Origin of the sequence: Paenibacillus sp. FSL R5-0928 (assembly GCF_037970385.1) — a bacterium.
In the GTDB taxonomy this organism is placed as follows: domain Bacteria; phylum Bacillota; class Bacilli; order Paenibacillales; family Paenibacillaceae; genus Paenibacillus_AQ; species Paenibacillus_AQ odorifer.
Map to the genome: position 1 here is coordinate 2,369,444 of NZ_CP150225.1, position 22,664 is coordinate 2,392,107.

Annotated in this window: 28 protein-coding genes; all 28 read left to right on the plus strand. The window is 49.8% G+C overall.

From position 1 onward, the window contains the following. The first annotated feature begins 13 nt into the window (after positions 1-13). Positions 14-1,579 (plus strand): portal protein, encoded by a 1,566-nt coding sequence (locus MKZ16_RS10480; RefSeq protein ID WP_305953724.1) that lies wholly within the window; start codon positions 14-16, stop codon positions 1,577-1,579. Then, entirely contained in the window at positions 1,576-2,415 is an 840-nt protein-coding gene (locus MKZ16_RS10485) for a phage minor capsid protein (RefSeq protein ID WP_076104019.1), read from the plus strand. The genes MKZ16_RS10480 and MKZ16_RS10485 overlap by 4 nt, the downstream gene beginning before the upstream one ends. 87 nt (positions 2,416-2,502) lie before the next feature. Next, positions 2,503-3,171 carry a hypothetical protein gene (locus MKZ16_RS10490; protein ID WP_076104018.1) on the plus strand — a complete coding sequence of 223 codons (669 nt, stop codon included), beginning with the start codon at positions 2,503-2,505 and terminating at the stop codon, positions 3,169-3,171. A 95-nt stretch (positions 3,172-3,266) separates the two neighbouring features. Next, the gene (locus tag MKZ16_RS10495) at positions 3,267-4,358 is read left to right on the plus strand and encodes a DUF5309 family protein (RefSeq protein WP_076104017.1); all 1,092 of its coding nucleotides are present in this window, start codon (positions 3,267-3,269) and stop codon (positions 4,356-4,358) included. 62 nt (positions 4,359-4,420) lie between these two features. Then, positions 4,421-4,639 carry a hypothetical protein gene (locus MKZ16_RS10500; RefSeq protein WP_076104016.1) on the plus strand — a complete coding sequence of 73 codons (219 nt, stop codon included), beginning with the start codon at positions 4,421-4,423 and terminating at the stop codon, positions 4,637-4,639. Between the two features lie 14 nt (positions 4,640-4,653). Then, complete coding sequence (locus MKZ16_RS10505; protein WP_076104015.1) at positions 4,654-5,043, plus strand: hypothetical protein; 390 nt, start codon at positions 4,654-4,656, stop codon at positions 5,041-5,043. Next, positions 5,028-5,363, plus strand: a complete 336-nt coding sequence (locus tag MKZ16_RS10510; RefSeq protein ID WP_339815642.1) for a hypothetical protein — start codon at positions 5,028-5,030, stop codon at positions 5,361-5,363. Before MKZ16_RS10505 ends, MKZ16_RS10510 begins: the two co-directional genes overlap by 16 nt. Next, a complete protein-coding gene (locus MKZ16_RS10515) occupies positions 5,363-5,743 on the plus strand; it encodes a minor capsid protein (protein WP_076104013.1) in 381 nt (126 codons plus the stop codon). The genes MKZ16_RS10510 and MKZ16_RS10515 overlap by 1 nt, the downstream gene beginning before the upstream one ends. Before the next feature lie 69 nt (positions 5,744-5,812). After that, a complete protein-coding gene (locus MKZ16_RS10520; protein WP_076104012.1) occupies positions 5,813-6,340 on the plus strand; it encodes a hypothetical protein in 528 nt (175 codons plus the stop codon). 60 nt (positions 6,341-6,400) lie between these two features. After that, a complete protein-coding gene (locus tag MKZ16_RS10525; protein WP_076104011.1) occupies positions 6,401-6,838 on the plus strand; it encodes a hypothetical protein in 438 nt (145 codons plus the stop codon). Positions 6,839-6,993: 155 nt separating this feature from the next. Further along, the gene (locus tag MKZ16_RS10530; protein ID WP_155986544.1) at positions 6,994-7,140 is read left to right on the plus strand and encodes a hypothetical protein; all 147 of its coding nucleotides are present in this window, start codon (positions 6,994-6,996) and stop codon (positions 7,138-7,140) included. Between the two features lie 7 nt (positions 7,141-7,147). Next, positions 7,148-7,549: a hypothetical protein gene (locus MKZ16_RS10535; RefSeq protein ID WP_339815646.1), complete on the plus strand. Its 402-nt coding sequence runs from the start codon at positions 7,148-7,150 to the stop codon at positions 7,547-7,549. Then, entirely contained in the window at positions 7,546-11,325 is a 3,780-nt protein-coding gene (locus tag MKZ16_RS10540; protein ID WP_339815648.1) for a hypothetical protein, read from the plus strand. The genes MKZ16_RS10535 and MKZ16_RS10540 overlap by 4 nt, the downstream gene beginning before the upstream one ends. Further along, on the plus strand, positions 11,325-11,873 hold the full coding sequence (locus MKZ16_RS10545; RefSeq protein ID WP_076106543.1) for a phage tail domain-containing protein: 549 nt from the start codon (positions 11,325-11,327) through the stop codon (positions 11,871-11,873). The genes MKZ16_RS10540 and MKZ16_RS10545 overlap by 1 nt, the downstream gene beginning before the upstream one ends. Before the next feature lie 74 nt (positions 11,874-11,947). Further along, positions 11,948-12,352 (plus strand): hypothetical protein, encoded by a 405-nt coding sequence (locus MKZ16_RS10550; RefSeq protein ID WP_076106541.1) that lies wholly within the window; start codon positions 11,948-11,950, stop codon positions 12,350-12,352. A gap of 22 nt (positions 12,353-12,374) precedes the next feature. Then, positions 12,375-14,450, plus strand: a complete 2,076-nt coding sequence (locus MKZ16_RS10555) for a NosD domain-containing protein (protein WP_339815650.1) — start codon at positions 12,375-12,377, stop codon at positions 14,448-14,450. Between the two features lie 78 nt (positions 14,451-14,528). Continuing rightward, the gene (locus MKZ16_RS10560) at positions 14,529-15,851 is read left to right on the plus strand and encodes a hypothetical protein (protein WP_339815652.1); all 1,323 of its coding nucleotides are present in this window, start codon (positions 14,529-14,531) and stop codon (positions 15,849-15,851) included. Between the two features lie 105 nt (positions 15,852-15,956). Continuing rightward, positions 15,957-16,478 (plus strand): hypothetical protein, encoded by a 522-nt coding sequence (locus MKZ16_RS10565; RefSeq protein ID WP_339815654.1) that lies wholly within the window; start codon positions 15,957-15,959, stop codon positions 16,476-16,478. Positions 16,479-16,495: 17 nt separating this feature from the next. Continuing rightward, positions 16,496-18,673 (plus strand): phage tail protein, encoded by a 2,178-nt coding sequence (locus MKZ16_RS10570; RefSeq protein WP_339815656.1) that lies wholly within the window; start codon positions 16,496-16,498, stop codon positions 18,671-18,673. A gap of 43 nt (positions 18,674-18,716) precedes the next feature. Continuing rightward, positions 18,717-19,223 carry a hypothetical protein gene (locus tag MKZ16_RS10575; protein ID WP_339815658.1) on the plus strand — a complete coding sequence of 169 codons (507 nt, stop codon included), beginning with the start codon at positions 18,717-18,719 and terminating at the stop codon, positions 19,221-19,223. Positions 19,224-19,286: 63 nt separating this feature from the next. After that, positions 19,287-19,481: a hypothetical protein gene (locus MKZ16_RS10580; RefSeq protein WP_076273770.1), complete on the plus strand. Its 195-nt coding sequence runs from the start codon at positions 19,287-19,289 to the stop codon at positions 19,479-19,481. Beyond that, on the plus strand, positions 19,481-19,795 hold the full coding sequence (locus MKZ16_RS10585) for a hypothetical protein (protein WP_339815660.1): 315 nt from the start codon (positions 19,481-19,483) through the stop codon (positions 19,793-19,795). Before MKZ16_RS10580 ends, MKZ16_RS10585 begins: the two co-directional genes overlap by 1 nt. A 2-nt stretch (positions 19,796-19,797) precedes the next feature. Next, positions 19,798-20,571, plus strand: coding sequence for a M15 family metallopeptidase (locus MKZ16_RS10590; RefSeq protein ID WP_339815662.1), 774 nt, complete (start codon positions 19,798-19,800; stop codon positions 20,569-20,571). 4 nt (positions 20,572-20,575) lie between these two features. Beyond that, positions 20,576-20,785, plus strand: coding sequence for a hypothetical protein (locus MKZ16_RS10595; protein ID WP_339815663.1), 210 nt, complete (start codon positions 20,576-20,578; stop codon positions 20,783-20,785). Positions 20,786-21,351: 566 nt separating this feature from the next. Continuing rightward, positions 21,352-21,675 carry a hypothetical protein gene (locus MKZ16_RS10600; protein WP_339815665.1) on the plus strand — a complete coding sequence of 108 codons (324 nt, stop codon included), beginning with the start codon at positions 21,352-21,354 and terminating at the stop codon, positions 21,673-21,675. Beyond that, positions 21,668-21,856 carry a hypothetical protein gene (locus MKZ16_RS10605; RefSeq protein ID WP_076273780.1) on the plus strand — a complete coding sequence of 63 codons (189 nt, stop codon included), beginning with the start codon at positions 21,668-21,670 and terminating at the stop codon, positions 21,854-21,856. Before MKZ16_RS10600 ends, MKZ16_RS10605 begins: the two co-directional genes overlap by 8 nt. Before the next feature lie 81 nt (positions 21,857-21,937). Further along, positions 21,938-22,297, plus strand: coding sequence for a hypothetical protein (locus MKZ16_RS10610; RefSeq protein ID WP_339815669.1), 360 nt, complete (start codon positions 21,938-21,940; stop codon positions 22,295-22,297). 12 nt (positions 22,298-22,309) lie between these two features. After that, complete coding sequence (locus MKZ16_RS10615) at positions 22,310-22,591, plus strand: hypothetical protein (RefSeq protein ID WP_339815671.1); 282 nt, start codon at positions 22,310-22,312, stop codon at positions 22,589-22,591. Positions 22,592-22,664: the final 73 nt, after the last annotated feature.

Below are 22,664 nucleotides of genomic sequence, written 5' to 3' on the forward strand. Positions count from 1 at the left end.
AGGAGGCGATAATTTGACGGAGTTTTATACGTATAGCGAAACGAAGCTGTTTTATACGGGCGCTCAGTATCCGCCCGCAGCCGATATCGAACGCTTAGCAAAGTACGAACGTGGCCGCGCAATCTTTCAAGGCCGCCATGCTGAGATTTATGAACGCGCCTCATCCATACTCGCAGATACGCCCCAAGCACCGCAACTTAAGACCCTTTTTATTGCGGTTAACATTATGGACGTATTACTGACGAAGCCGGCAGATTTGATGGTTGGCGACCCACCTACCTACGATAGCGGCAAAGGACCGCAGTCTCGCGAACAGACGCGCCTTGATTCCGTTGTTCAAGAGAACGACCTCACGCAGATGATGCACGAAATCGTAATCGGAGGCGGATATCGAGGCGACTCGTTTATCAAAACGCGTATTGATTCACGTGATGACTTTACAGAAACGCTGCAGCTCGGATTGAAGCCGCCGGAAACCGTAAAGGAACCGATAATTGAGCCGGTCGATCCATCGATTGTGTTTCCGGAATTATCGCGAGGCTCAAAGAAACGATTCAAAGCGGTTAATATCGCATGGGTCGAATGGGAGGTCGAACGGTCTAGCGGATTTATGGCGCTATTGGCGGGAATGCCAACGTCAGAAGAACCGTATCTCAATGTTGAGCGTCATATTCCCGGATACATCATATATGAGCGGTATAAGCTGACACCGAACGGAGTCAATACGTACTACGACGTACCTGTTCCGGTTTATATGATCGGAGAGCAAGTAGGAGAGTCGCGTATTGAACCAACTGGTCAGACTTATATGCTTGTCGAGCATATTCCAAATAAGACAACGGATGACGATTGGCGCGGAATCAGCTCAGTCGAAAAGTTAGAAAGTGTATTGAGTGCGATTAATGATCGTCTGGTGCAGATCGATTATATACTTTGGAAACACAGCGATCCTACCGCGTATGGCCCTGAGATTGACGACAGTGAAGACGGGAATGTACGCTTCGGCAGCCGGTATATACCTCTTGATCAGACCGATGCAACTCCCGGCTATATGACGTGGAACTCGCAGCTTGAGGGCGCATTTAAAGAGCTTGATGTATTGCTTGGCCTAGTATTCCAAATGAGTGAAACGCCGCAGTGGTTATTCGGAACAACGCTCGCAGCGGATAAAGGTGGAACAGGCACATCGCATACGGACGCCGGCGCAATCAAAGCGCGATTCATGCCGATTTTATCGAAGGTCAAACGTATTCGCTCGCATATTGATCGCGCTTTTAGGAATGCGCTATGGAAGGCGTTGGCCCTTGAAAACTACGCGTATAAGGGTGTTCAAGGTTACGCAGAAATCGAAGAAATCTATCCGACGATTAATTGGCGCGATGGAATCCCACGTGACGAAAAAGAAGCCGCAGAAGTAGCGCAGATTCGTACGGGAGGTAAGGCAACTTGGTCCGTACTTGACGCGATTAAAGATCAGGACGGTGTAGACGATGCCTCGGCGGAAGAGACCATGCGCAGAATTGATAAGGACGAAGATCGAACGCTTGGAACGGTAACGTCGTCGGTGTTTAACGAATGACGCCGCTAATCCCGGAGCCAACGTACGACTATAGCATCAACCTTCTCGTCCGCTCATATAAAACCGCATTATTGGCGATATCCGCCGAACTATCACGCTTAGATTTAACGGATTTGTCCCGCGCTAATTCAAAAGCCGCCCTCGCCGAGGTTGCGGCTATTTTGCGTGGGCTGAATACGGAATCGGCTGCGTGGGTTGACCGCTATATTCCGTTAGCTGCTACGGATGGCGTTGCGCTCGCTATCGTGCAGCTCGGCGCTGCGGAAACGTTAGAAGAAGCGCGGAAGATCGTTAAGTTTAACCGGATCAATCGCGAGTTTGTAGCGTCAGCCGTTGCGGATACACAAGCGGATTTACTTGCGGTAACAAATAACGTAAGCCGCCGCGTTAAGCAAGTCGTCCGCCAAGTAACCGCCGATTCAATGCGTGCGAACCTGACGCGTGGTATTAACGGGAATCGCACGCTTAACGCTGATATTCTGCAGCGCATGAAAAGCACGCTAGGCAGCGCGGTTGATACCGGAATTATCGACGCGGCAGGACGGCGCTGGCGACCGGAAACCTACGTCGAGATGCTAACGCGTACGAAGATGGGCTCGACACAGCGCGAGTCTACGATAAATGAGGCGGTTGGTCGCGGTGCTTATTACGGAGTGATATCGAAGCATAACGCGATAGATAAATGCCGCCAATACGAAGGAATGATCGTTAAACTTACGCCGGATGCGCCAGGTAATTACCGTTATATAGGCGACCTTCCGCGTAACGAGATTTTTCATCCGTGTTGCAAACACGTAGTAACCGCAATACGTGATCCGAAGCTATTGGAGCAATAAGGCTCCGCGTCCCAAACGTATAAGACGCGATAAACTGGACGGCCAGACATACTAGTGCCGACGGGCCTTGTACGGGGAGGAAATACGATGGAAAACGCAATTAAGCACTCACGATATCCGTTAAATCTGCAAATGTTTGCGGAGGAACCGCCGGCCGATCCAGAACCGCCCGCTGATCCGCAAGACCCGCCAACAACGTTTACACAAGCTGACCTCGACCGTATTGTAGCGGATCGTATCGCACGGGAACGTAAGAAGTACGTAGATTATGACGATATCAAAACGAAGTTAACCACGCTTGAACAGGCGGAAATGTCCGCAACTGAGCGGTTAGAAGCGGAGAAAGCCGACGCGCTTAAACGAGCACAGGAGGCAGAGGAACGAAATGCGTCCGTTTTGACAGCGGCAAATAAGCGTTTGATCACCGCTGAATTTAAGACCGCAGCACGCGACGCAAACATTCCGGCTGACCGACTGGCTGCCGCACTTAAACTAGCGGACACCGGTGCTGTTACCGTCGATGATGACGGAAATGTTAGCGGATTGGCTGACGTAATTACAACGCTCATTGCAGAACATCCGTATCTGGCGGAAGCAGCGCAGCCGAAAACCGTAGGAAGTCCGTCGGGTGGCGGAGATCCCGCGATTAAGACGAAGGATCAACGATTGGCCGAAGCGAAGGCGATGGCGGAGAAGAATCCGACACCGCAGGCGATCGCAGCCTATACGAAGTTAAAACGTGAGTTATCAAGTTAAGCAGAGGCGTCCCAATGGGCCGTATTTTTATTTTGTACTTATTCTTTAGTGCTACACCGCACTAAACAAAACTTATAAACGGGGGAAATAAAACAATGACTAAAATTTTTAATGCTGACATTATCGGCAAGCCGGAATCAGTAACCGAACAGATTCTAATGCTCAATCCTTATCAAACGCCAATGCTTGCTATGTTGGGTTTTGCAGCGCCAGTAAGCCAAGTGGAGCACGTATGGTTTGAGGATTCGATGTTTGCTACTGAGTCCACTGCAACCGCTGACGCACTGGTCGGCGCTACCACCATCGTCGTTGCATCCGTCGAGCCGTTCCGTGCCGGAGACGTTATTAAGATCGGTGAAGAACTGCTAAAAGTTTCCGCAATTAACACCGGCACTAAAACGTTGACTGTAGCGCGGGGATACGCGAGCACTACTGCCGCAGCCGTAACGACAGGTGCGGTTGTTGAGTTCCAGTTTACGGAAGGCGTAGAAGGAGCTGACGCGATCGCAGCTCGGTACAAAAAGCGCGAGCGTAAATCTAACATCTCGCAAATCTTCACTGACACCGTTGAGATTACGGGTACAGCGGCTGCCGTTGCAAACTATGGCATCTCTGACCTGTATACGTACGAACAGTCGAAGAAGCAGCTCGAACTTGCGCTTCAATTGGAAAAGGCGCTGATTAACGGAATCAAATACGAAAACGGATCAACGCGCCAGATGGCTGGTGCTCGCAGTTTGATCACGACTAATGTCAAGGATGCAGCAAACGCGGCCCTGACGTTGAACATGATTAACGACTCGCTGCAAGCTATCTATGAAAAAGGCGGATTCGCGTCTGGAGGCAACTACGAGATCATCGTACCGGCTAAACAAAAGCGCGTAGTTTCCGGATTCGGCGCAGACCTGGTTCGCGTTGATCAAGCGGATAATCGTCGTGGTACCGTTGTATCCCGTCTGACTACTGACTTCGGCGAGTTCCCAGTTTCTATTAACGATAACCTAACCGCAACCGAGGCACTGATCCTAGATAAGAACCGCGCACAAATTAAACCGCTGAATGGTCGCGAGTTTCAACACGAATACCTCGGCAAGAAAGGCGATTACTATCAAGGTATGCTCGTAGGAGAATACACCTTCGAATTGCATCAAGAAGCCGCACACGCTCGCATTAAAGGCTTGGCGTAAGCCTAGTCGTAAATACAACGGAGCCTGCTCGCGCGGGCTCTTATTTATAACGGAGGTTAACGATGGCAAAGTATACGTCAAAGTACGCGGAGCTCTCGTTTTATGTTGACGGAACTGAGCGGAAGTTCAGCGTAGGTCAATACGAAGCGACGACACAAGAAGAGATCGCGGTACTCGACCGTTTGGTTGACGCGGTTAAGACGGATGAAGAAGTACCGGAGGATGTTCCCGTTAAGCCGGCGCCTAAACCGCGAAAGGCTGCGAATACCTCCGCAAAATAACGGGAGGTGGTTACGTGGCAACTACGGTAGAAGACGCAACAGCGTATATAAACGTGAATTGTATTAGCATTGACGACTGGACGGACGCAGACGACGCCAAAAAACTACGGATAGTAAACGTGGCAGGACGGACGCTGACGAACAAATACGCTCAATATACGATACCAGACGCGGCTGTATACGAATATGCGAACGAACTCGCGATCGCGTTTAACGATACGAATGCGCTACAGCAACAAGGCGTAGCGAGCTTCGGATTAACAGGCGTAGCGAATTTTACGTTTAAGGATTGGGCGAAAACGGGCCTTGACGCATGGATACCGGACATCGCGCTTGAACTCATTAGCGCGGAGAATGGCGGCGTTAAACTCGGACGTAAGACCGCGAAGTGGGTGACGATGTAATGGCGCTCATACCGCTGAGACAGACCGTCACAATTACGCCGTTTACCGGATATGATCCGGATTATAACGAGCCGTCATACGGTACTTCTTACACGCAGAAATGCCGCTTTAGTGAGGCGGTTAAACTCGTACGCAATCAGCACGGCGCGGAAGTCGTGAGCGTGGGTACGTTTTACTTCGATAAGCTCGCGGACATATCGCTCGACGACCGCCTCGCACATACCAACGAACTATTAGCGGAGACAACGTACACGCCAATCGCAATCAGCGTAAAAAGGGCGCTCAACGGTAAGCCGCTAATAACGGAGGTGGACGTATAATGGCGCTTTTAACAGTCGCAGATATTAACGCAACCATCCGCTTAATCGTTCCGGGGTTTACCGTAGTCGGCAACGATTTTACAACGGCTAATCCGGACGATTGCGCTTATACGCGGATAACGGGCGGACCGCCACCGAGCGAATGGTCATCCGTTGCTTACCCATCATTCCAAGTCGTGATTCGCGCGAAGTCATCCGCAACGGCAGAAACGAAGGCTAACGCAATATTCGAAGCGCTGCATGGTAAAGCGGAGTTTACTATCGGAACTACGCGCGTCGTTAAGTGCCTGGCGGATCAATCGGCGCCGTGGTATCTCGGGCCGGACGCGAATAACCGAGCGCTATACTCTGTGAATTTTACGTTAACAACATCACTATAAATGCAGGGCTGTCCGTTATCGGGCGGCTCTTTTTGTTGCGCAAATATAAATATAAGGGGACATGTGAGAATGTCACAAAACTTTAGCAAGATTGAGGTAGGCCCGGCAATCGTCGAATATGGCGAAGGCCCAACGATGGTCAAATTCGAGACAACGATCGGCGGCGTCGTTTTTAATACGGAAACTACGTACCGCGAACAGAAGACGGACCAAACCGGAGAAACCATCGTCGGCAAGCGCGTAACTGGACGTAATGCCAGCGTAACCGTTCCGTTCGGTGAGTACGAGCTGACTGTTATTCCTAAGATCATGGCGGGCGCGGAAGTCGTAACGGGCGCGGGCGGTTCGAAGATTAATCTCAAAACTGGCGTCGGATTAAACCTGATTGATAGCGCGAAGAAAGCCGTAATTAAGCCACTGGCTAAACTGACCGATCCGGATTTTTGGATCACGCTGCCGCTGGCGTATAGCGAGACGGATTTATCCTATTCGTACAACAACGAGAACGAACGCATCACGAACGTAACTCTACGGTCGACACCGGATGCAGACGGAATTATCGCGATTCTAGGCGACGAAGAAATCACCTCAGCTTAAATATCAACGTTAGCAGGGGCGCTTAATTGCGCCTCTATTTCTTTATAAGGAGCGAATATAATGCCGATTTTTAAGCGTTCAGATAAAGCGGAAACTACCGTGCCAGAAATTCCGGTAATTGACCCCAACGTAGTCCAACTCGGAGATAGAACGGTAAAGGTACGCAAAATACCAATCGACGGATGGATTCAATTGACCGGAGTTATTAATTCACTACCGGAATTGGTTATGGGCGTTATTTCAGCGCCGGAAGGAAGTCGCACAGCGTACTTATTCGCGATCCTCGAACACGCACTTGAGGACATCGTGCAGGTGGTCAGTGTATTGACCAAATTTGAACCAGAGTGGATTAAAGCGAACGTAGCGCCCGACGAATTGATGGCGTATTTTACCGCCGTTGCGCGCGTTAATAACTTCGGCGGTCTCTTAAAAAACGTGCAAGGCGCTCTGCAACTCGCGAACCTGCAGACGGGAGTAGCGGAAGCGAGCGCCGAGTAACGATAGATGAGTTTTTCATAGACGCAGCCGTTCGCCTCGGTAAAACGCAAGTTGAGTTCGAGCGCGGCTATTACGTTATGGATTTACTCGACGTGTTGGATGCAGACAAGCGGCGTAAGGCTGGCGAAACATTAGACGCGCTAAACGTTAACGTCATGTCGCACACGACTAACGTTGAGGACTACCGCAAGTTTACGACGGGATTACAGCGTGAAGCCGGATTCGCGACGCAGAGCAAGCCGAAGTTTGACGAAGCTGGATTTAAACTATTACGCGATCAGATGAGCGCGGGGAGGGTGTGACGGACGGATGGATTTTCGGATGGAAACGGCGGCGCTACGTCAGTTTTTAGAGCGTCAGAAAACGCGAGTACTCGACGGGGCGACCGTCGGATTACATGACGCTACCGACCACCTACTCGCGGCATCACGTAATGAGGCTCCGTTAGATACTGGCACATTGCGGATGGCAGCCGGTAAGGAAGTCGTAAATAGGGACGGACGGATATACGGTGAGGTATTTTACTCCGCAACGGAAACGGGCGCAGGTGGTGCGCGCTTTAATTATGCGCTACGTGTACACGAGATGGGCGAGTATAAGAATCCGACAACGCCCGGCACTCGTCCGAAGTTCTTATCGCGACCACTCCGAACGAATGAACGGATATATAAACAGTTTATCGCGGATGCAGTAAGGAGGGCGCTAAGATGAGTACGGGCGGCACAAACGTAGGTGAAATTCAAGCGCGGATTACGCTTGATATAGCGGAGTTTCGGCGTAACTTAGACGAAGCGAGGCGCCGGATACAGGAACTCGAAGATCAAAGTAGACGCGGTGCGGACGGCATGCGCGATATGTCTTCCGCGTTAGCCGGGATAGGTGCAGGCGCGGCCCTTACGAAGCTCGTTTCCGAGATGAAGCAAGCGGTTGACGCAGCTACGAAGCTGTACAACGCTTTTCAAGGTTTAAACGCTGTGGCAAAGGGCTTCGGAGTTCAGACGAAAGATGCGCAACAGGCCGCGCAGGATTTAGCCAAGCGTGGGTTCTTATCTCTGACCGAATCGGTATTAGCGTATAAAACCGCCATGTCAACCGGTTTAGGGTTGGAGCAGTCTACAAAGCTCATTAACTCCCTCGCGGATTCAGCAGCCTACAATAGACAATCCTTCTACACAATGGGCGGCGCTATCCAAGCGTCACTTGATGGTATCAAGAACGGTAACTCGGTACTGTCTGATGCGGTCGGCGTTACGAAGAATCTATCCGTTATGCAAAAGGAATACGCACGAACGATCGGAACGACGGCGGGCAGATTGACCGATGCGCAGAAGATCCAGGCCGCATATAACGGATTTATCAACGAGGGCGCGATATTCACCGGAAATGCGGACCAAGCGATGCAGGATTTCACCGGCACACAAGCGCGGTTCACTGCCGCAACGGACGAAGCAACGGTTGCGTTCGGACAAGCGTTCACACCGCTGTTTAAAACCGTGCTCGAAACGTTGACTCCGACAATCATTGCGCTCGCCGAGTTTACCACCGAAAATAAAGCGCTTGTCTCCGCTGCCGCTGCGAGTTCGGTTGGCGTGTTAGGTTTGGTCGCCATTCTCGCGACAGTACCGCCCGTGATTAAACTTATCTCAGGCGCGATAAAGTCGTTAGAACTAGCAGCCGGTCCGGTAGGGTGGGCAATTCTCGCAGTCGGCGCATTGGCCGGAGGTATCGCCTATCTAACAACAGCGCAATCAGAAGCCGCTAATTCAGCGAAGGAACTCGCGAAGGCACAGTCCGACCTCAATGCGGTATTAAATAAGCGGGATATTGATCGCACGGCTGCGGATATCGAAGAGTTAAAGGTAAAAACGGAGGAGCTAACGCCTGTCCTCGAAGAACGCGCGCGGCTACAAGAGCGGTTAAACGAGCTTCAGGCGGCTCAAAAGGCAGGAACAGCACTTCCGGAAATGTATACGGAACTTCCCGATATTATCGATGCAATCAGTATACTCGACGATAAGCTCGAAGACCTCGGTTACACTGGCGTAGAGAATGCGACGCAGAAGCTCGGAGAAATGAACGCGGTCATAGAGAAAGGTGTTATCGCGTTATCCGCTCAGGACAAAGCGGAGTATGCAGCGCTCGCTACGAAGAAGCAGACGCTAAAGGAAATGTCCGCAATGGCTGCGGAGTTTAAAACGCTCAACGCAGCGCAAGAACTTGACGCTTCGCAGAAAAGCCGCCTCGTTGATATTACGCAGAAGTTAGTCGAGCAGTATCCGGAATTGAACGCTCAACAAGGCGAGGACGGAAGAATTCGCGCTAGTAACATCGATGTAATTATCGACCAAATTGCGACGGACAAGCGTTTTACAGACACGGCCGCCGATAACAGCGTGGCGCGTATACGTAATTCTGCTAAAGAAAGTGAAGCGGTAGCGAAATCAATACAGACGCAAATTGATAACTACACGCGGCTAATAAAGGCGATGGCAGCCGTATCCGGTACAAAGGCAGGAACTTTTGAGGAAGATATGGCGGCAAAGGCGGAGGCTGACAAACGCAAAAAGTCGGGCAACGTTATGGACATCGTGACTAATGGCGCGCTGGAGATGATGGTGGGGTCCGGAGCATCTAAAGAACTTGAAAAGCAACGAGACGACGCGCTTAAAGAGCAACAGAAGTATTCCGACGCTGCTCGTGATCTCGAAAAGCTGGCCGCGGAGGTTGAAACGGGAACCCAAACGTTCACGAAGGATATAATCACGCCAGATGCCCCGAAAGCGGCGAAGGAAAAGAAAGCGACGGGCAAAACAGCCGCAGAACTTGCCGCCGAAGCGCGCAAAGCAGCGTACGATGCCGATATGAAAACCGTCCAGTTCCAAGCGGATTTTTACGATATGACGGCTGATGCGCAGATTAAGAAATACGAAGAGTTGCGCAAGAAGCACGCTACTTTCCTCAAAGAATCCGTAGACGATGCGCGCACCCTAGCGCTACAGCTTAAACGGCTCGGAGAAGACAGCGCTCAATCACGCTATGACTTTTCGGCTACGTGGATTGATGCGGAGTCGAAACGGATGGAGGACAGCGGTAAGTCGGAGTTAAAGATCGCGGAAATGAAACTCGCAAGCTGGACGCGACTACGTAATCGTTACGCGAAGGACAGCGCAGAGTATATTGCCGCCGATGATCAAGTTCGCCAATCGCGCAAGAACGTAGCAACCGCAACCGAAGCGGAAGCACGCGCTCAGTACAACGCATCGTCGAAGTGGATTAGCGCAGAGGAACGGCGCATGTCTGACGCGGGTAAATCGGAGACAGAGATCGCGCAAATGAAGATCGACGCGTGGACTCGTGTACGTAATCGCTACGCCAAGGACTCGGAGTATTATGCGCAAGCTGACGAACAACTGTACAACCTCCGCAAGTCACTAACGAAGCTTACGCAGGATCTCGCGACCGATCTCGTTAAGACGCAGAAAGCCGCGATTAAGGACGCGAAGGATGCGGAGCTTAAATCGATTGAAGAGCGTAAGCAAGCGGCACTCGACGATTATGACGCGCGGATTGACGCTATTCAGCGTTTACGTGACGCCAACAAAGAGCTAAATGTTGACGCGGACTATGAAACGCAATTAGCGGAAAAGCGCGTACGATTAGCGGAGTTGGAGTCTGCGGTTGGACAAACGGGCAAAGACGAACGTGACGCGCTGCTTAAAGAGATCGCGCGCATGCAACTCGAACATGACCGCGAATTAACCGACCGTACGCTCGCGGATCAGCAAGACGCGCTTAAGGACGAAAAGGATGCGCAGACGAAAGCGTACGAAGCAGAGAAGATCGCAGCCGAAGCGCAGTACGACGCACTCACAGCGGCATTTGATGCGTACTCAGGCGATATCAAGTCGATAGAGGACGGGATCGCAGCGTATCGTGTTAGCGCAAGTGGCAGCGCGAACACTGCGATCCTTACGGAGCTCGACGGATTCCTGACGCAGTATCGAGCGAAGATGGCGTCGATTACGCAGATCAATGCGGAGTCGAAAAAGGCGTCCGACCTCGCTGAATATAATGCGAATAAAACCGCATGGACCGCGGCGAAGGCGAGCGGCAATACGGCGGAGATGGCGCGGCTTAACGCACGTAATGAAGAGCTACGGAAACTGTACGGAGTATCTTCGGATACTGGCGTGTTGCAGGCGTTTAAGGACGGCGGCATCGTTAAGGGCGCACCTGGCGCGGCTGTTCCGGTTATAGCGCACGCGAGCGAGATGTATTTAAATCCGCAGCAGCAAGCGACGTTGTTCGATATGATCGCAAGCCCACGCATGTCACCGCAAGCCCCTGCGTCAGTTACTAATATTACGCAGCATATCGATCTCGGCGTAGATGAGGTAACACTCGCGGATAAAGCCGACATTGCTACGTTTTATGACGAGCGTACCCGCGCGCTATCCCGTTTGCAATCGATGGGGGTGAAGGAGTAATGGCGTATGATGTAGCGGTAAATGGCGTTTGGCTATCGGAGCACGGAGCCGCGCTATATGAACGTAACTTGCCGGTCTTGCCGGAAACCGAAGACAATACGGTCAAACTCGCGAATACGGACGGCGTCGTTGATTTCGGCGCTTCCTACGGTCCGCGTACGATTGGACTAACGTTTGAGATTACGTCATCGGCTGCGGAGTTTCACCGGACATTGGCTTATCTAGCGCGGACGTTTAACGCTAAACGCGGGGAGATTACGCTGGAATTTGCGGACATGCCCGGCAAGTACTACGTAGCTACTTACGCAGGTACGCTCGCGCTCGGTGCGACCGGATCGCGTTTGATTGACGTTAATCTGCGCATGAATGATCCGTGGCCGACCGGCAGCGAAGTGCTTACGGAGTATACGATAGATGCGTCACGGCAAGCGGTGGCGATCGAATCGGAAGCGGACGTAAGAGCGCGGCCGGTTATTACGATGGCGAATACGGGAGTTACGACAGTTAACGGATTTACACTAACGAACGAATATACACTCGAAGATTAAACAAAGGAAACGCGGAGGGTTCGGCAATTATGCCGGGCCTTTTTGCGTTGTCCACAAATAGGAGGAAACGAATAATGGCGATGCAAATTTCGAACTACCTTAGCGCGGCACTACTTAACGCGGCTTTACGCAATACGGCGTTTACCGGACCGTCTACCGTATATATTGCGCTATATAAATCGGACCCAACGGCGGCGGATACCGGCACGGAGGTAACCGGAGGCTCATACGCACGGCAGGCGGTTACATTCGGAGCGCCGACGCTCGTTAGCGGACAACAAACCGTGGCGAATACCGCAGAAGTAGTATTCCCCGTTGCTACTGCGGATTGGGGGCTCGTAACGCATATCGGATTACGAACGGCGGCAACTGGCGGATCTTTACTATGGACGAAACCGCTAGATAATCCACGTACACTACTCGTTGGCGACCGTCCGCGTTTCGCGATATCAAGTACGTCGGTTAAATTCACGCAATAATAACGGAGAGGGGAACAAATAGATGGCGCAGGTAGAAATGTTCGCAGCAAAAGCGAATAGTCCGGCAACGGAATTGACCGCAGCAATCACGGACGTAGCAACGACTGTCTCCGTATTGGATGCGTCGAAATTACCGGACGCTCCGAATATAGCGACGATTGGCGTAGATGAGAGCGCGGAAACAGTACGATACGCAGGGAAAAGCGGAAATGACTTAACGGGCGTTACGCGCGGTTTTAGTGGGACGGTAGCTAAGGCGTGGGCGACTGGCGTAGGGGTGGCGCGGTATTTTACGGCGTATGATGCGGATGCGCTACGGGAGAATGTGGCGGAGCATAGTGCGGAATTAGTGAGCGTTAATGCGCAGTTGGCGGATATAGCGATAAACGTCAGGATGTTCGGCGCGGTTGGAAATGGTATAAATGATGATACGGTGGCTATTCAATCAGCTATTGATTTTGCGGCTACAATCGGGGCGTTTGTACTGTTCCCCCCAGGAATATATAAAATATCTACCATTTACGTGAAAAATGGTGTGCGAGGACTGACGTCAAACTCTGCGGTGTTGATAAGTACGGCCAGCTATGGAAAGGTAATTAGCTGTACGACTGATAATTTAGACATACTGCAGCAAGTTAACAACTGTACGATCAAAGGTTTTACTGTTAACTTGGATCAAGTTGCCTCAATAGGTATCTACCTCTACGGCAACGACAACGATGTAAGTGACAACTACATTTACGGTGCTCGGACAGGCAGCCAACTCATTCGGGTGACTTACGATTCGCACCGCAACAAAATCCATAATAACAAGTTGATCTCAGCGATAGACGAACCGTTTGCCACGTATACCGATATGTCCTGCATCACCATAGAGGGAAAACAATATAACACCTGGGCAGGATTGAATGAGAGCGATGAGGTAATTCCAGGAACTAACACTAGTTATGACAATAAGGTCTACAATAATTACTGCGAAGGTGGTACACATACCATCGGTCTGCGGCAGGCGGAGCGCACTCTCGTAAAAGGAAATACTATAAAGAGAGGATCGCATAGAGGTATTGTGCTTAGTCCTTATGCTTGTTATAACCTCGTGACGGAAAACACCATTATCGAGTGTGGTTCATCTGGTGTGCACATTGCTTATGGGTCGAGTGAAAATAAAATAACCAACAATTCAATTATTAACTTACTTAACCCAGCTATTACTGGACTAACTGGCGAAGGTGCGATTCAATCCTATATTCATACAAAAAATAACTATATTTCTGATAATAAAATTATTTCTAGGTACAGATATGGGATATATACAGGAATACACTCGGATGGGACAGTCATCGAAAACAACTTTGTGGACGGCGGTACTCGGTGTTCTATTGCAGTCTCAAGTGAATGGTCTAGTCCACTGGCTGTCGATGAGAGTTATGATAGACCAAACTACAGCTCACCGGATAACCCTGCATGGACAAGTTGGGATAATGGTAAGGGACTGCACAACATCGTTGTATCAAATAATAAAATCAAAAAATACGTAAGTGATGATAACACCGTACGGGGCGCTGGAATCTACATCGGGCAAGGTAAGGTTTCAGTACTTGATAGCTTGTCGGTTAGGGGAAATCGTATTGTCGGGTTTTCAAACGGCAGCGAAGACTTATACGTCTATGTAAATGATCAAACTAAATTCACGAATATAACCATAAGTGACAATGACAGTTTCCCTAATCAGCCACTTAGAAACGTATTTACTAATCCAAACACAAATTTGACTACCTATCAGGGTAACTCTTGGCAGAACCAAACTATATCAATAACTGCTGCGCGTATTGATGGTGCTAATCTTATAGATGTATCAGTGTATGGTAATTATTTTGTTACAGCAACACCATCAACTATAGCAGGATTTAAGGGAGTCGTTTGCGAAGGTAGAGAACTTATTTTTCGACTAAATCCAAACATAACATTAGTGCATAGCAGCACCTTTAAGTTAAAAGGAAACACTAATGTGACCACGCCGAGTACGGCGGGGGATAATTTGATCATGAAATTCTGCTATGTGGGATCATCTTGGATTGAGATGTCTAGAAACTTCTAACCTATGAGGCACACAAATAATCCATTGCTCCCCTCCTAAAAGCTATGATATTATTTGGGAAGATAAGGGAGCGATGGTATGTTTAATTCTAATTTAGTCGAAGCAAGAGGATACAGGGTGCAGTCACTTATGACTGGGATACTTCTGATCACACCGTTTGTATTGCTTATGATGGCATTTCCAAATGATTCATTCGGGTGGTTCTTGCTAGCGGTATCTTATTTTTTACTGTTAACTTGTAAGGAAATACGAAACAGCACTACCCTGTTCTGGGTATCAGTAATTGTTCTAACATTGCATCACATCACATCATTTATTAACGCGTATATAGGCACCACCTTAGGGGCAGATACGGACGCAATGGGTTTTCATGTTGCGGCTCAGATTCAATCCTCAGTAACAGGTAGCTTTGAATTAAAGGTAGGGTCAGGCTTTTATATACAAATGCTTGCATACCTTTATAAAGTATTTGGGCCGTCGCAGTTCACTGGACAAATGACATCGGCAATTGGTTACGTCCTGTCTAGTATCGTCTTTATTAAATTGATGACTAGGATAGGGGTAAAGAGACACCAAGGAAAATTGTTATTTTTATTTGGTGCTTTGCCTACAGTATTTTTCCTTACAACGGTTATTTTACGTGAGTCTTGGGAAATTCTATCATTTCTATTAATCATTTATACAGCGTTGGGTCTTAGAGATAAAAAGTCACTCCGCCAGTTCGTAGTGCTTTTTATGTCTGTGTTTTTGCTTGCTCTTTTGCATAACGGTATGATGGCTTTTGCTCCAGTAATCATTTTGTTTTCATTTTTGTGGATCTATTCTAAAAAAGAGGGGCAAAAGAGCGCTGTTGGAAAGAGAGTTATTGCAGTTTTGATATCATGTATGGCTATTGGCGCATGGATTTTTATTAATAACTCAGGAATATCATCAACTGCATCTTCAGCGGTAGCTAGTGGATCGGTGGTGGATTATGCCAATGCATATCGGGATGGCAGCGCCCACGACTCACGCGCATCATACGGTATATCTAATCCCGACTCGTCATTGTTTGGACTTATAAAAACATTTCCGTTGATGTTGGTATATTATATGTTCGCTCCTTTGCCTTGGCAGATCGGTACTATGGCGGACGTTTACGCGGCACTAGAGTCTTTATTCCGGTTTGCCCTCCTATACTTTGCGTACAAGACATGGAAAAAGGCTGTCGGAGAAGAGAAGCAAAGGATGAAGTATCTTTTATTGACCTTTATTGCTCTTGAATGTTTGTGGTCACTCGGTACTATAAACTGGGGTACAGCCATGAGACACCATTTGGTCGGTTATGGACTGCTTCTTTTGATCGCGGGGCCGGGAATGTTTGATAGATTCAATAGTTTATCGAGGCCGAAAATAAAGTAATAATAAGTAGTAGGACTATACTGCGCACTAACGCGCCAGCAATCACGCAAGCCCTCAGGTATATTCCGGGGGCTTTTTACGTTACAAGAAAGGAGGCGCACGCATATGTCGTTTCTCGGCGCATTCAACCGCGCGCCCTTTAATCGCCCTTACGTAATCCAAACGTTCTTTAACGTTACGATCGCATCCGAAACGGACGTATCCGCTCGCTTAAACGCTGACTTCGCGGTCGGTATCGTATTTGACACCGAAACGAAGTTCGACGGAGCCCCAACGCGCGATATCCCGTCCGCTGCAGTATTCGAATCGGCTACGGAATTGCTCACGTCAATGATCCGCGAACGCTTAAATGGCGCGAACTTTGCGACATCTACGCAATTTAGCGCTAAAGTCCGCTATATGCACGTCGATAGGCTCTCGTTTACTGGTGGGTTTAATCCCGGCGATAAACTCGTCATCGACGTTAAGAAACAGACGATTACGCTAAACGGAGTTAACGCGATTCACTTACTTGACGGAGATTTCTTCGAACTCGGTCTCGGCCTTAACGAAGTCACCTACGCGGACAACGAAGCTGCTCGCGAAATCTTAACGCGCATTACGCATCGTGATCGCTATCTCTATTAACGGAAGGAGGCGCGCTCTTGATAAGCGCACTACAATCGTACGACCGTTTCCGCAAGCGCATCGGTATCCTACGCGACGCTTACGATATCACACGAACGCGGCGGACTAACGCAGATTATACGCTGACCTTTACCGTCCCAATGACTTCCGATGATTTCCGCGATAAGTTGCCGCTAAAAGGGCACGTAATGGATGAGTGCGGTCAATATTACGTGATTAATAAGCGTGAACGATCGCGTGAAGACCGTAAGCTTACCGCACAAATATCGTGTTCACACGTCATGTTTAAACTGGCGGACTATAAATTTCCGTATGCTTCGTATATAAAGGAAGGCTACGGAATCCACATAACGCAATTAACAGCGCTCATCTCGGCGGCAACCGGTGGGCGCTTTTCTATTGCGGTCGATGATACGTTCTACCTCGCGGATGTTAAAGCGTTCGGTGGCGGAAACTGCCTCGAAGCACTCAACGCTGTCATTAACTTATATGGCGCGGAGGTTGAGCCGGATAATTTTACGATACATTTGCGCAAGAAGATCGGTAATCCCGCATCGGACTACCGGATCCAAGTAACTCGCAATTTGATCGCGGCATCCTTTACCGATAGCGCAGCGTCATTATGTACGCGATTATATGCGGAAATGAAAGACTCGCGGACATGGATCGGTCAGCCTGCGTCGATTTTAACCGCGGAGGAACAGGCGCGACTTAGCGCGATACCTGGCGCAATTACTGACGGAATCCTCCGCGTCAACTACCTCGTTTCTCCGTATGCTGACGCGTGGGCTTCGGATAGCGTTCCTTTTTACGACGATTTGCTAACGGAGCAAGACGTAACCGATCCGGTAAAGCTCGTAGCTGCCGCTAGATTACGCTTATCCGAACGCGAAGTGCCCGCGCTTGAGGTGTCCGTTAGCGCTGCGGATTTATTTAAGATCGATAAGCAAGAAGCGCGCCCCGGCCTCGGCGATACGGTAACGCTCGTAGATCCTGCGCTCGGCTTAACGGGGATCACAGCGCGAATCACGGAAATGACGGAGTATCCGTATGCTCCCGATAAACATACGCAGCTTACGGTCGCAAACGTAATGAAACGTGACTATACGCAAATACTCGCGGACTTGGAGGCGGGACGGCGTGCGATAGAGAACGTGTTTAGCGGTGGGCGGATTCGTGCGGAAGTATTCGAAGAGTTCGCGCGGCTGGCGGTTAACGAGATTAACGCGAGTAAGACGGAGATTAAATACGATGAGCGCGGTATCGTCCTGCAGTCGAAAACGGACCCGTCCGATCAAGTCATATTAACGTCAAACGGACTTATCTTAACGACGGATGGCGGAGCGACTGCGCGGATAGCGATGACGGCGACCGGAATAGCAGCGGAGGTAATTGCGGGACAACTCGGCAGTTTCGTATCGATGGTTATCGGCAGCGGTAATAACGTAGTCAAGATCAACACGAACGGTATTAGCGCAGGGCACGACGATTTCAACTCCGCGCCCTTCCGTTTGGATATGGCGGGTAACGTTGTACTCAATAAGCTGACCGCTAACTCTGCGAATATCCTATCGTCCAACTTTACGAATGGCGCGATCGTCGGATCTTCGATTAACGTTGGGAACGGGGTATTCACGGTAGACACCGCTGGTAATATGCGAGCGACGAGCGGTGACTTTAGCGGATTTATTAGCGCATCCTCCATTAGCGGTACGACTATTACGGGCGGTACGATAACGGGCGCTAAGATACAGACGTCTGCCTCCGTTTATCCGCGTGTAGTGATCGATCCGACAAGCGTTGCGTTCGGTGTATATGCAAGCGCCGATAGCGGAATTCAGATTCCGGCATTTGACGGAGGATTAAGTAAGATCATATTTAATGCAGGAGGAGGTCGTCAGTCTACGTTATATAACTCGCCGTCATCCGGGCTAACTATAAGCGGAGATCCCGACGTGACGCTGAGCGGAACAAATATCAGATTATCTACATCGTCGTCCGGACAGGTGATCATCGCAGGTTGGGGGCGGTTGTACAACGGAGCTACTACACTTGCGGAGGAATTAGCAGCAATATGGACTGAGCTAAATAAAAAGTCTAATATCGGACACGGGCATACGGTTACCTTGCAAAACCATAATCATGGAAGTGCGACTCTTACTCCATCTGGTGGCGGAACCTTCCCAGTCTCCTAACGTAATGGTACTATTAGGTAAATACTATTACGGAGGTCATCATATGAAAAAGTTTATTTCCGGTATAATCGTCGGAGCGCTTTTATTTTCAGGCGCTTCGGTTTTCGCGGGTTCCGCTAGTTTAATAGGACAGAAAGTACAAGGTATCTTTGTAATAGAAAAAGGTGGATCGAAATTAGCGGAGGCTGTAGTTATTAACGGCACGGCATACGCGCCTATACGTGCAGTTTCAGAAGCTACCGGAACTAAGCTATCCGTGGAGGGGAAGAAAATAATAATGGACGAAACGACTACTGCGTCATCTGGCAATAGCATTACGGAGCGTGATCGTATAGTATCAGAAATCGCGCGCTATGATAAACAGATCGCTGGATATAAAGCGGATATCCTGCCGACGTATAAATTGCAGGCGGAAGAACTCGCTAATAACGGTGATCTCGGAAAAAGAGCCGCTGAGACATACGCAGACTTTAAGGCGCAGGTCGATGCGTGGGAAAAGGAACGGGCAGCGCTACAGGCGCAACTCGCCGAAATCGACGGTAATAAATAAACGCAAAATAACGAAGAGTCTCGCATCCGTTGCGGGGCTCTTTTTACGTAGAGGAGACGTTATATGAAAGTACGCGCATTACTCGAATGTACGATAGATACCGCTAACCCAGCGCCAGAACTCGCTGCAACTATTAGCGCAGTCCTAGCCGCACTACCTAACGCTGAGTCCCGCCTATCCGTACTCCAAACGCTCGATGACGAGATCGGCCGCGCATTAGCGGATTATCTTGCGCCTGAAACGGAGGCGGCTTCGTAATGGACGGAACACTTTGGGCGGAGGTCGCCAAGAACGGAATATTTGCGGTAGCAGCCGCAGTCATCGCGTGGACTCTATGGAAAGAGATGCGCCGAATGTCTGACGAGGCTCGCGCGCGTGAGGAACGCATAAGTACGGAGGCTAAAACGGAACGCGAACGGATGCACAGTGAAGCAATCGCGCGGGAAGACCGCTTGATGCGGTTAGCGGAAGGATTAACGGCGCGATTCGAAGCACTCGCAGGTCAATACGAAGGGCTGGCGCAAGACGTTCACGAAATTAAATCGAGTATTAACGGAAAGGATGTTGCGTAATAATGACGCTCACAATCGAACAGGTACGTGCGAAGTCCGCCGCTAAGTTGGTCGGGCTTATTCCGTGTGTCAAAGCGGCAGCCGAAGCGCTTATCGATCGGTCATATGCGCTAGGTATTCCGATTGTTGTTACGCAAGGACTACGAACATTTGCGGAGCAGAACGCACTATACGAACAGGGCCGCACGAAGCCGGGAAGTATCGTAACGAATGCGCGCGGAGGGTATTCGAATCATAACTTCGGCGTAGCGATTGATTTCGCGTTACTTACGAACGATGGGAAATCCGTATCTTGGGATACGAAGCTAGACGGAAATCGAAACGGTAAAGCAGATTGGAACGAAGTAGTTACGCTGGCAAAGGCGCTCGGCTTTACGTGGGGCGGCGATTGGAAAACGTTCCTTGACATGCCGCATTTCGAAATGACATTCGGATTATCCACGGCTCAATATCGCGCGGGTAAATGTCCGACACAGGCGCAGATAAACGCGGTACTAAAATTAATCGAAGGAGATGACGCAATGATTGCGGAACAGATTAGCGCGTTACAGAAAACGGTAGAGGAACAGGCTGCGGTTGTTCAGGCGCAAGCTAAACGGATTGAAACGCTCGAAGGCAGGGCGAAGTTGGGTGCAATTCCAGTATGGGCAACACAGGCGTGTGTCAACGCTAAGCTGGCGGGCTTTATCGATACGACCGCGGATGGTAGCTACGATTTCTACCGGTTCGTGACGTTGCTAGATCGCGCAGGAATGTTCGTAAAGGAGGCGAAATAATACGATGAGCAAAAATGATATCTTACGTAAATTATCCTCGCGGAAGTTTTGGGCGCTACTCGCTGCGTTAGCCACTTCGGTACTTACAGCTTCGGGCGCGGGCGACAATACGGTGCTGCACGTAACTGGCGTCATTGGCGCGGTTGGTGCGTGCGTTGCGTATATGTTGGCGGAGGGGATTTCTGACGCAGCGAACAAAGATAAGGCGGAATAGGCTACGCATATTTACAAAATGCGGAAACTCTCCGATAATGAAGTATAACGGAAATTAACGGAGGTCGATCGAATATGTTCTTAGGCGTAATCGTATTCGGAGTTGTAGTCGGGATAATCATCGCGGTAGTAATCGCAATTAAACAGACCGCAACTGCGGAGAAAGTTGATTGCCCTACGTGCGGACGTACGACTCTCTTACCGGGCGGAAGCGCAAAATGTCCGAAGTGTAAAACGCTGATTGTGCGGACGTCTAGCGGTGAATTGATAACGAAGTAACAACGTAATATAAGGCGCAGTCTTTGCGGAGTAATATCCGTAGGGGCTGCGCCTTTTTTTCGTTTATTTTCGCGAGTTCGTCCGGCATAACGTACAAGCCCGCCGTCATACGCTAGGGGTAAAGCGGTCGCCTACGCGATCCGCGCTTTGGGAGCGACGGTGGATACCTGCGATCCTTTTCGTTGTCTAACGCCTGTCTACACGTAATAATGTCGTAAAATTTGACGACATATAGACCGAGCTACTCCGCATAACATCAAACATACGTAAAACGTAGGAGGCGGTAATGTGGCAGCGTTAGTAAACAAAGCGTTATTGAAACGTATGGCTGGCGAAGTATCCGTTGGAATACTCGCTGAGATGATCGCTGATTTCGCGCAAGGAATCACGGATGCGGACGATGTTGACGACGGCGTGCTCGAAGTAGTTAGCGCGATTGAAACGTTGACGGCGGAGATTAAGAGCCGCAGTGGCGCACCGAAAGTTGATCGTTCTAAGCGTAAAAAGACAGCCGCAGTAGTAGCGGAGCCTACGGAATCAAAGCCCGCCGACGGTCCGAATACTCAACCGGTAACTATGCGCCCAATAGGAGACGGTAGTCATCGTGAGTAAGTACGTACGTAAGGGCGTGAATTTCAACGTCGACAACGAGCACCAACGCAAGATACTCGAATGGGCAGCGCGAAAGGGTCACGATAACTTTAGCGGATTTGTAAAGACGATATTATACGCCGCAATGACGGCTGAATTAAAACAGAAGCGTGATCGCTCCGACAGCACCGCCGACGATTAATCCGATAACAAACGCCATTAGTAACAACTCCTTTGCGTTAAATTTACGCCTAGTATATCCAATCCGAAAGGAATGATACGTATGACTAAAACCGTTGCGATCGAATGGGCCGCATTCCAATCCGGTATTATATTGCCGAAAGTTCGCGCACCTCACGTACCGACTCCGGTAACAAAAACGGCTGCCACCGTTCACCTCGCGTTAATCCCAAAGACCGCGTTTGCATCATCAGTAGCGGCGGGATCCGCAACGTGGGTAACGGTATTTTCAACGGTGCTCGGTATCGCCGATTGGCTCTGCGTCGGCATCATCGTATACGCCGGCATTACGTGGATGTTCGGTAATCGAACGAAGGCGATCGAGTTTCTAATGGGCGGAAGTATCGGTTACATTATCGTGCGCCATGCGGTCGATATCCGTAATTGGCTGCGGATGTTATAGGAGGTGGGCGCAATGATAATACGTATAAATGGCGCAGTACTTCCGGACATTGGCGGCGGTGCTATCGAGAACATAACGGAGACGATAACCGGAATAATGTCGCGTGCATTGGGAGAGACAGTGCACGGTATTTTCGCGGCGCTTAACGCATACTCACCGGAAATTATTACGTTTGGCATTATCGTATGTGCGCTCGGAATGATGGTCGCGCCAATCGTCGGCAACAACGGTAAGTGGCTGGGGCGCATGTTTATAACGTTTTGGGTCGGCGTAATCTGGCGTGTATTAACGTGAGCGCGTACGTCGTATATAAAATCATCCCGCATGTATCCGCACTAAACTCCGCCTCCCGTAACTTCCAACGCTC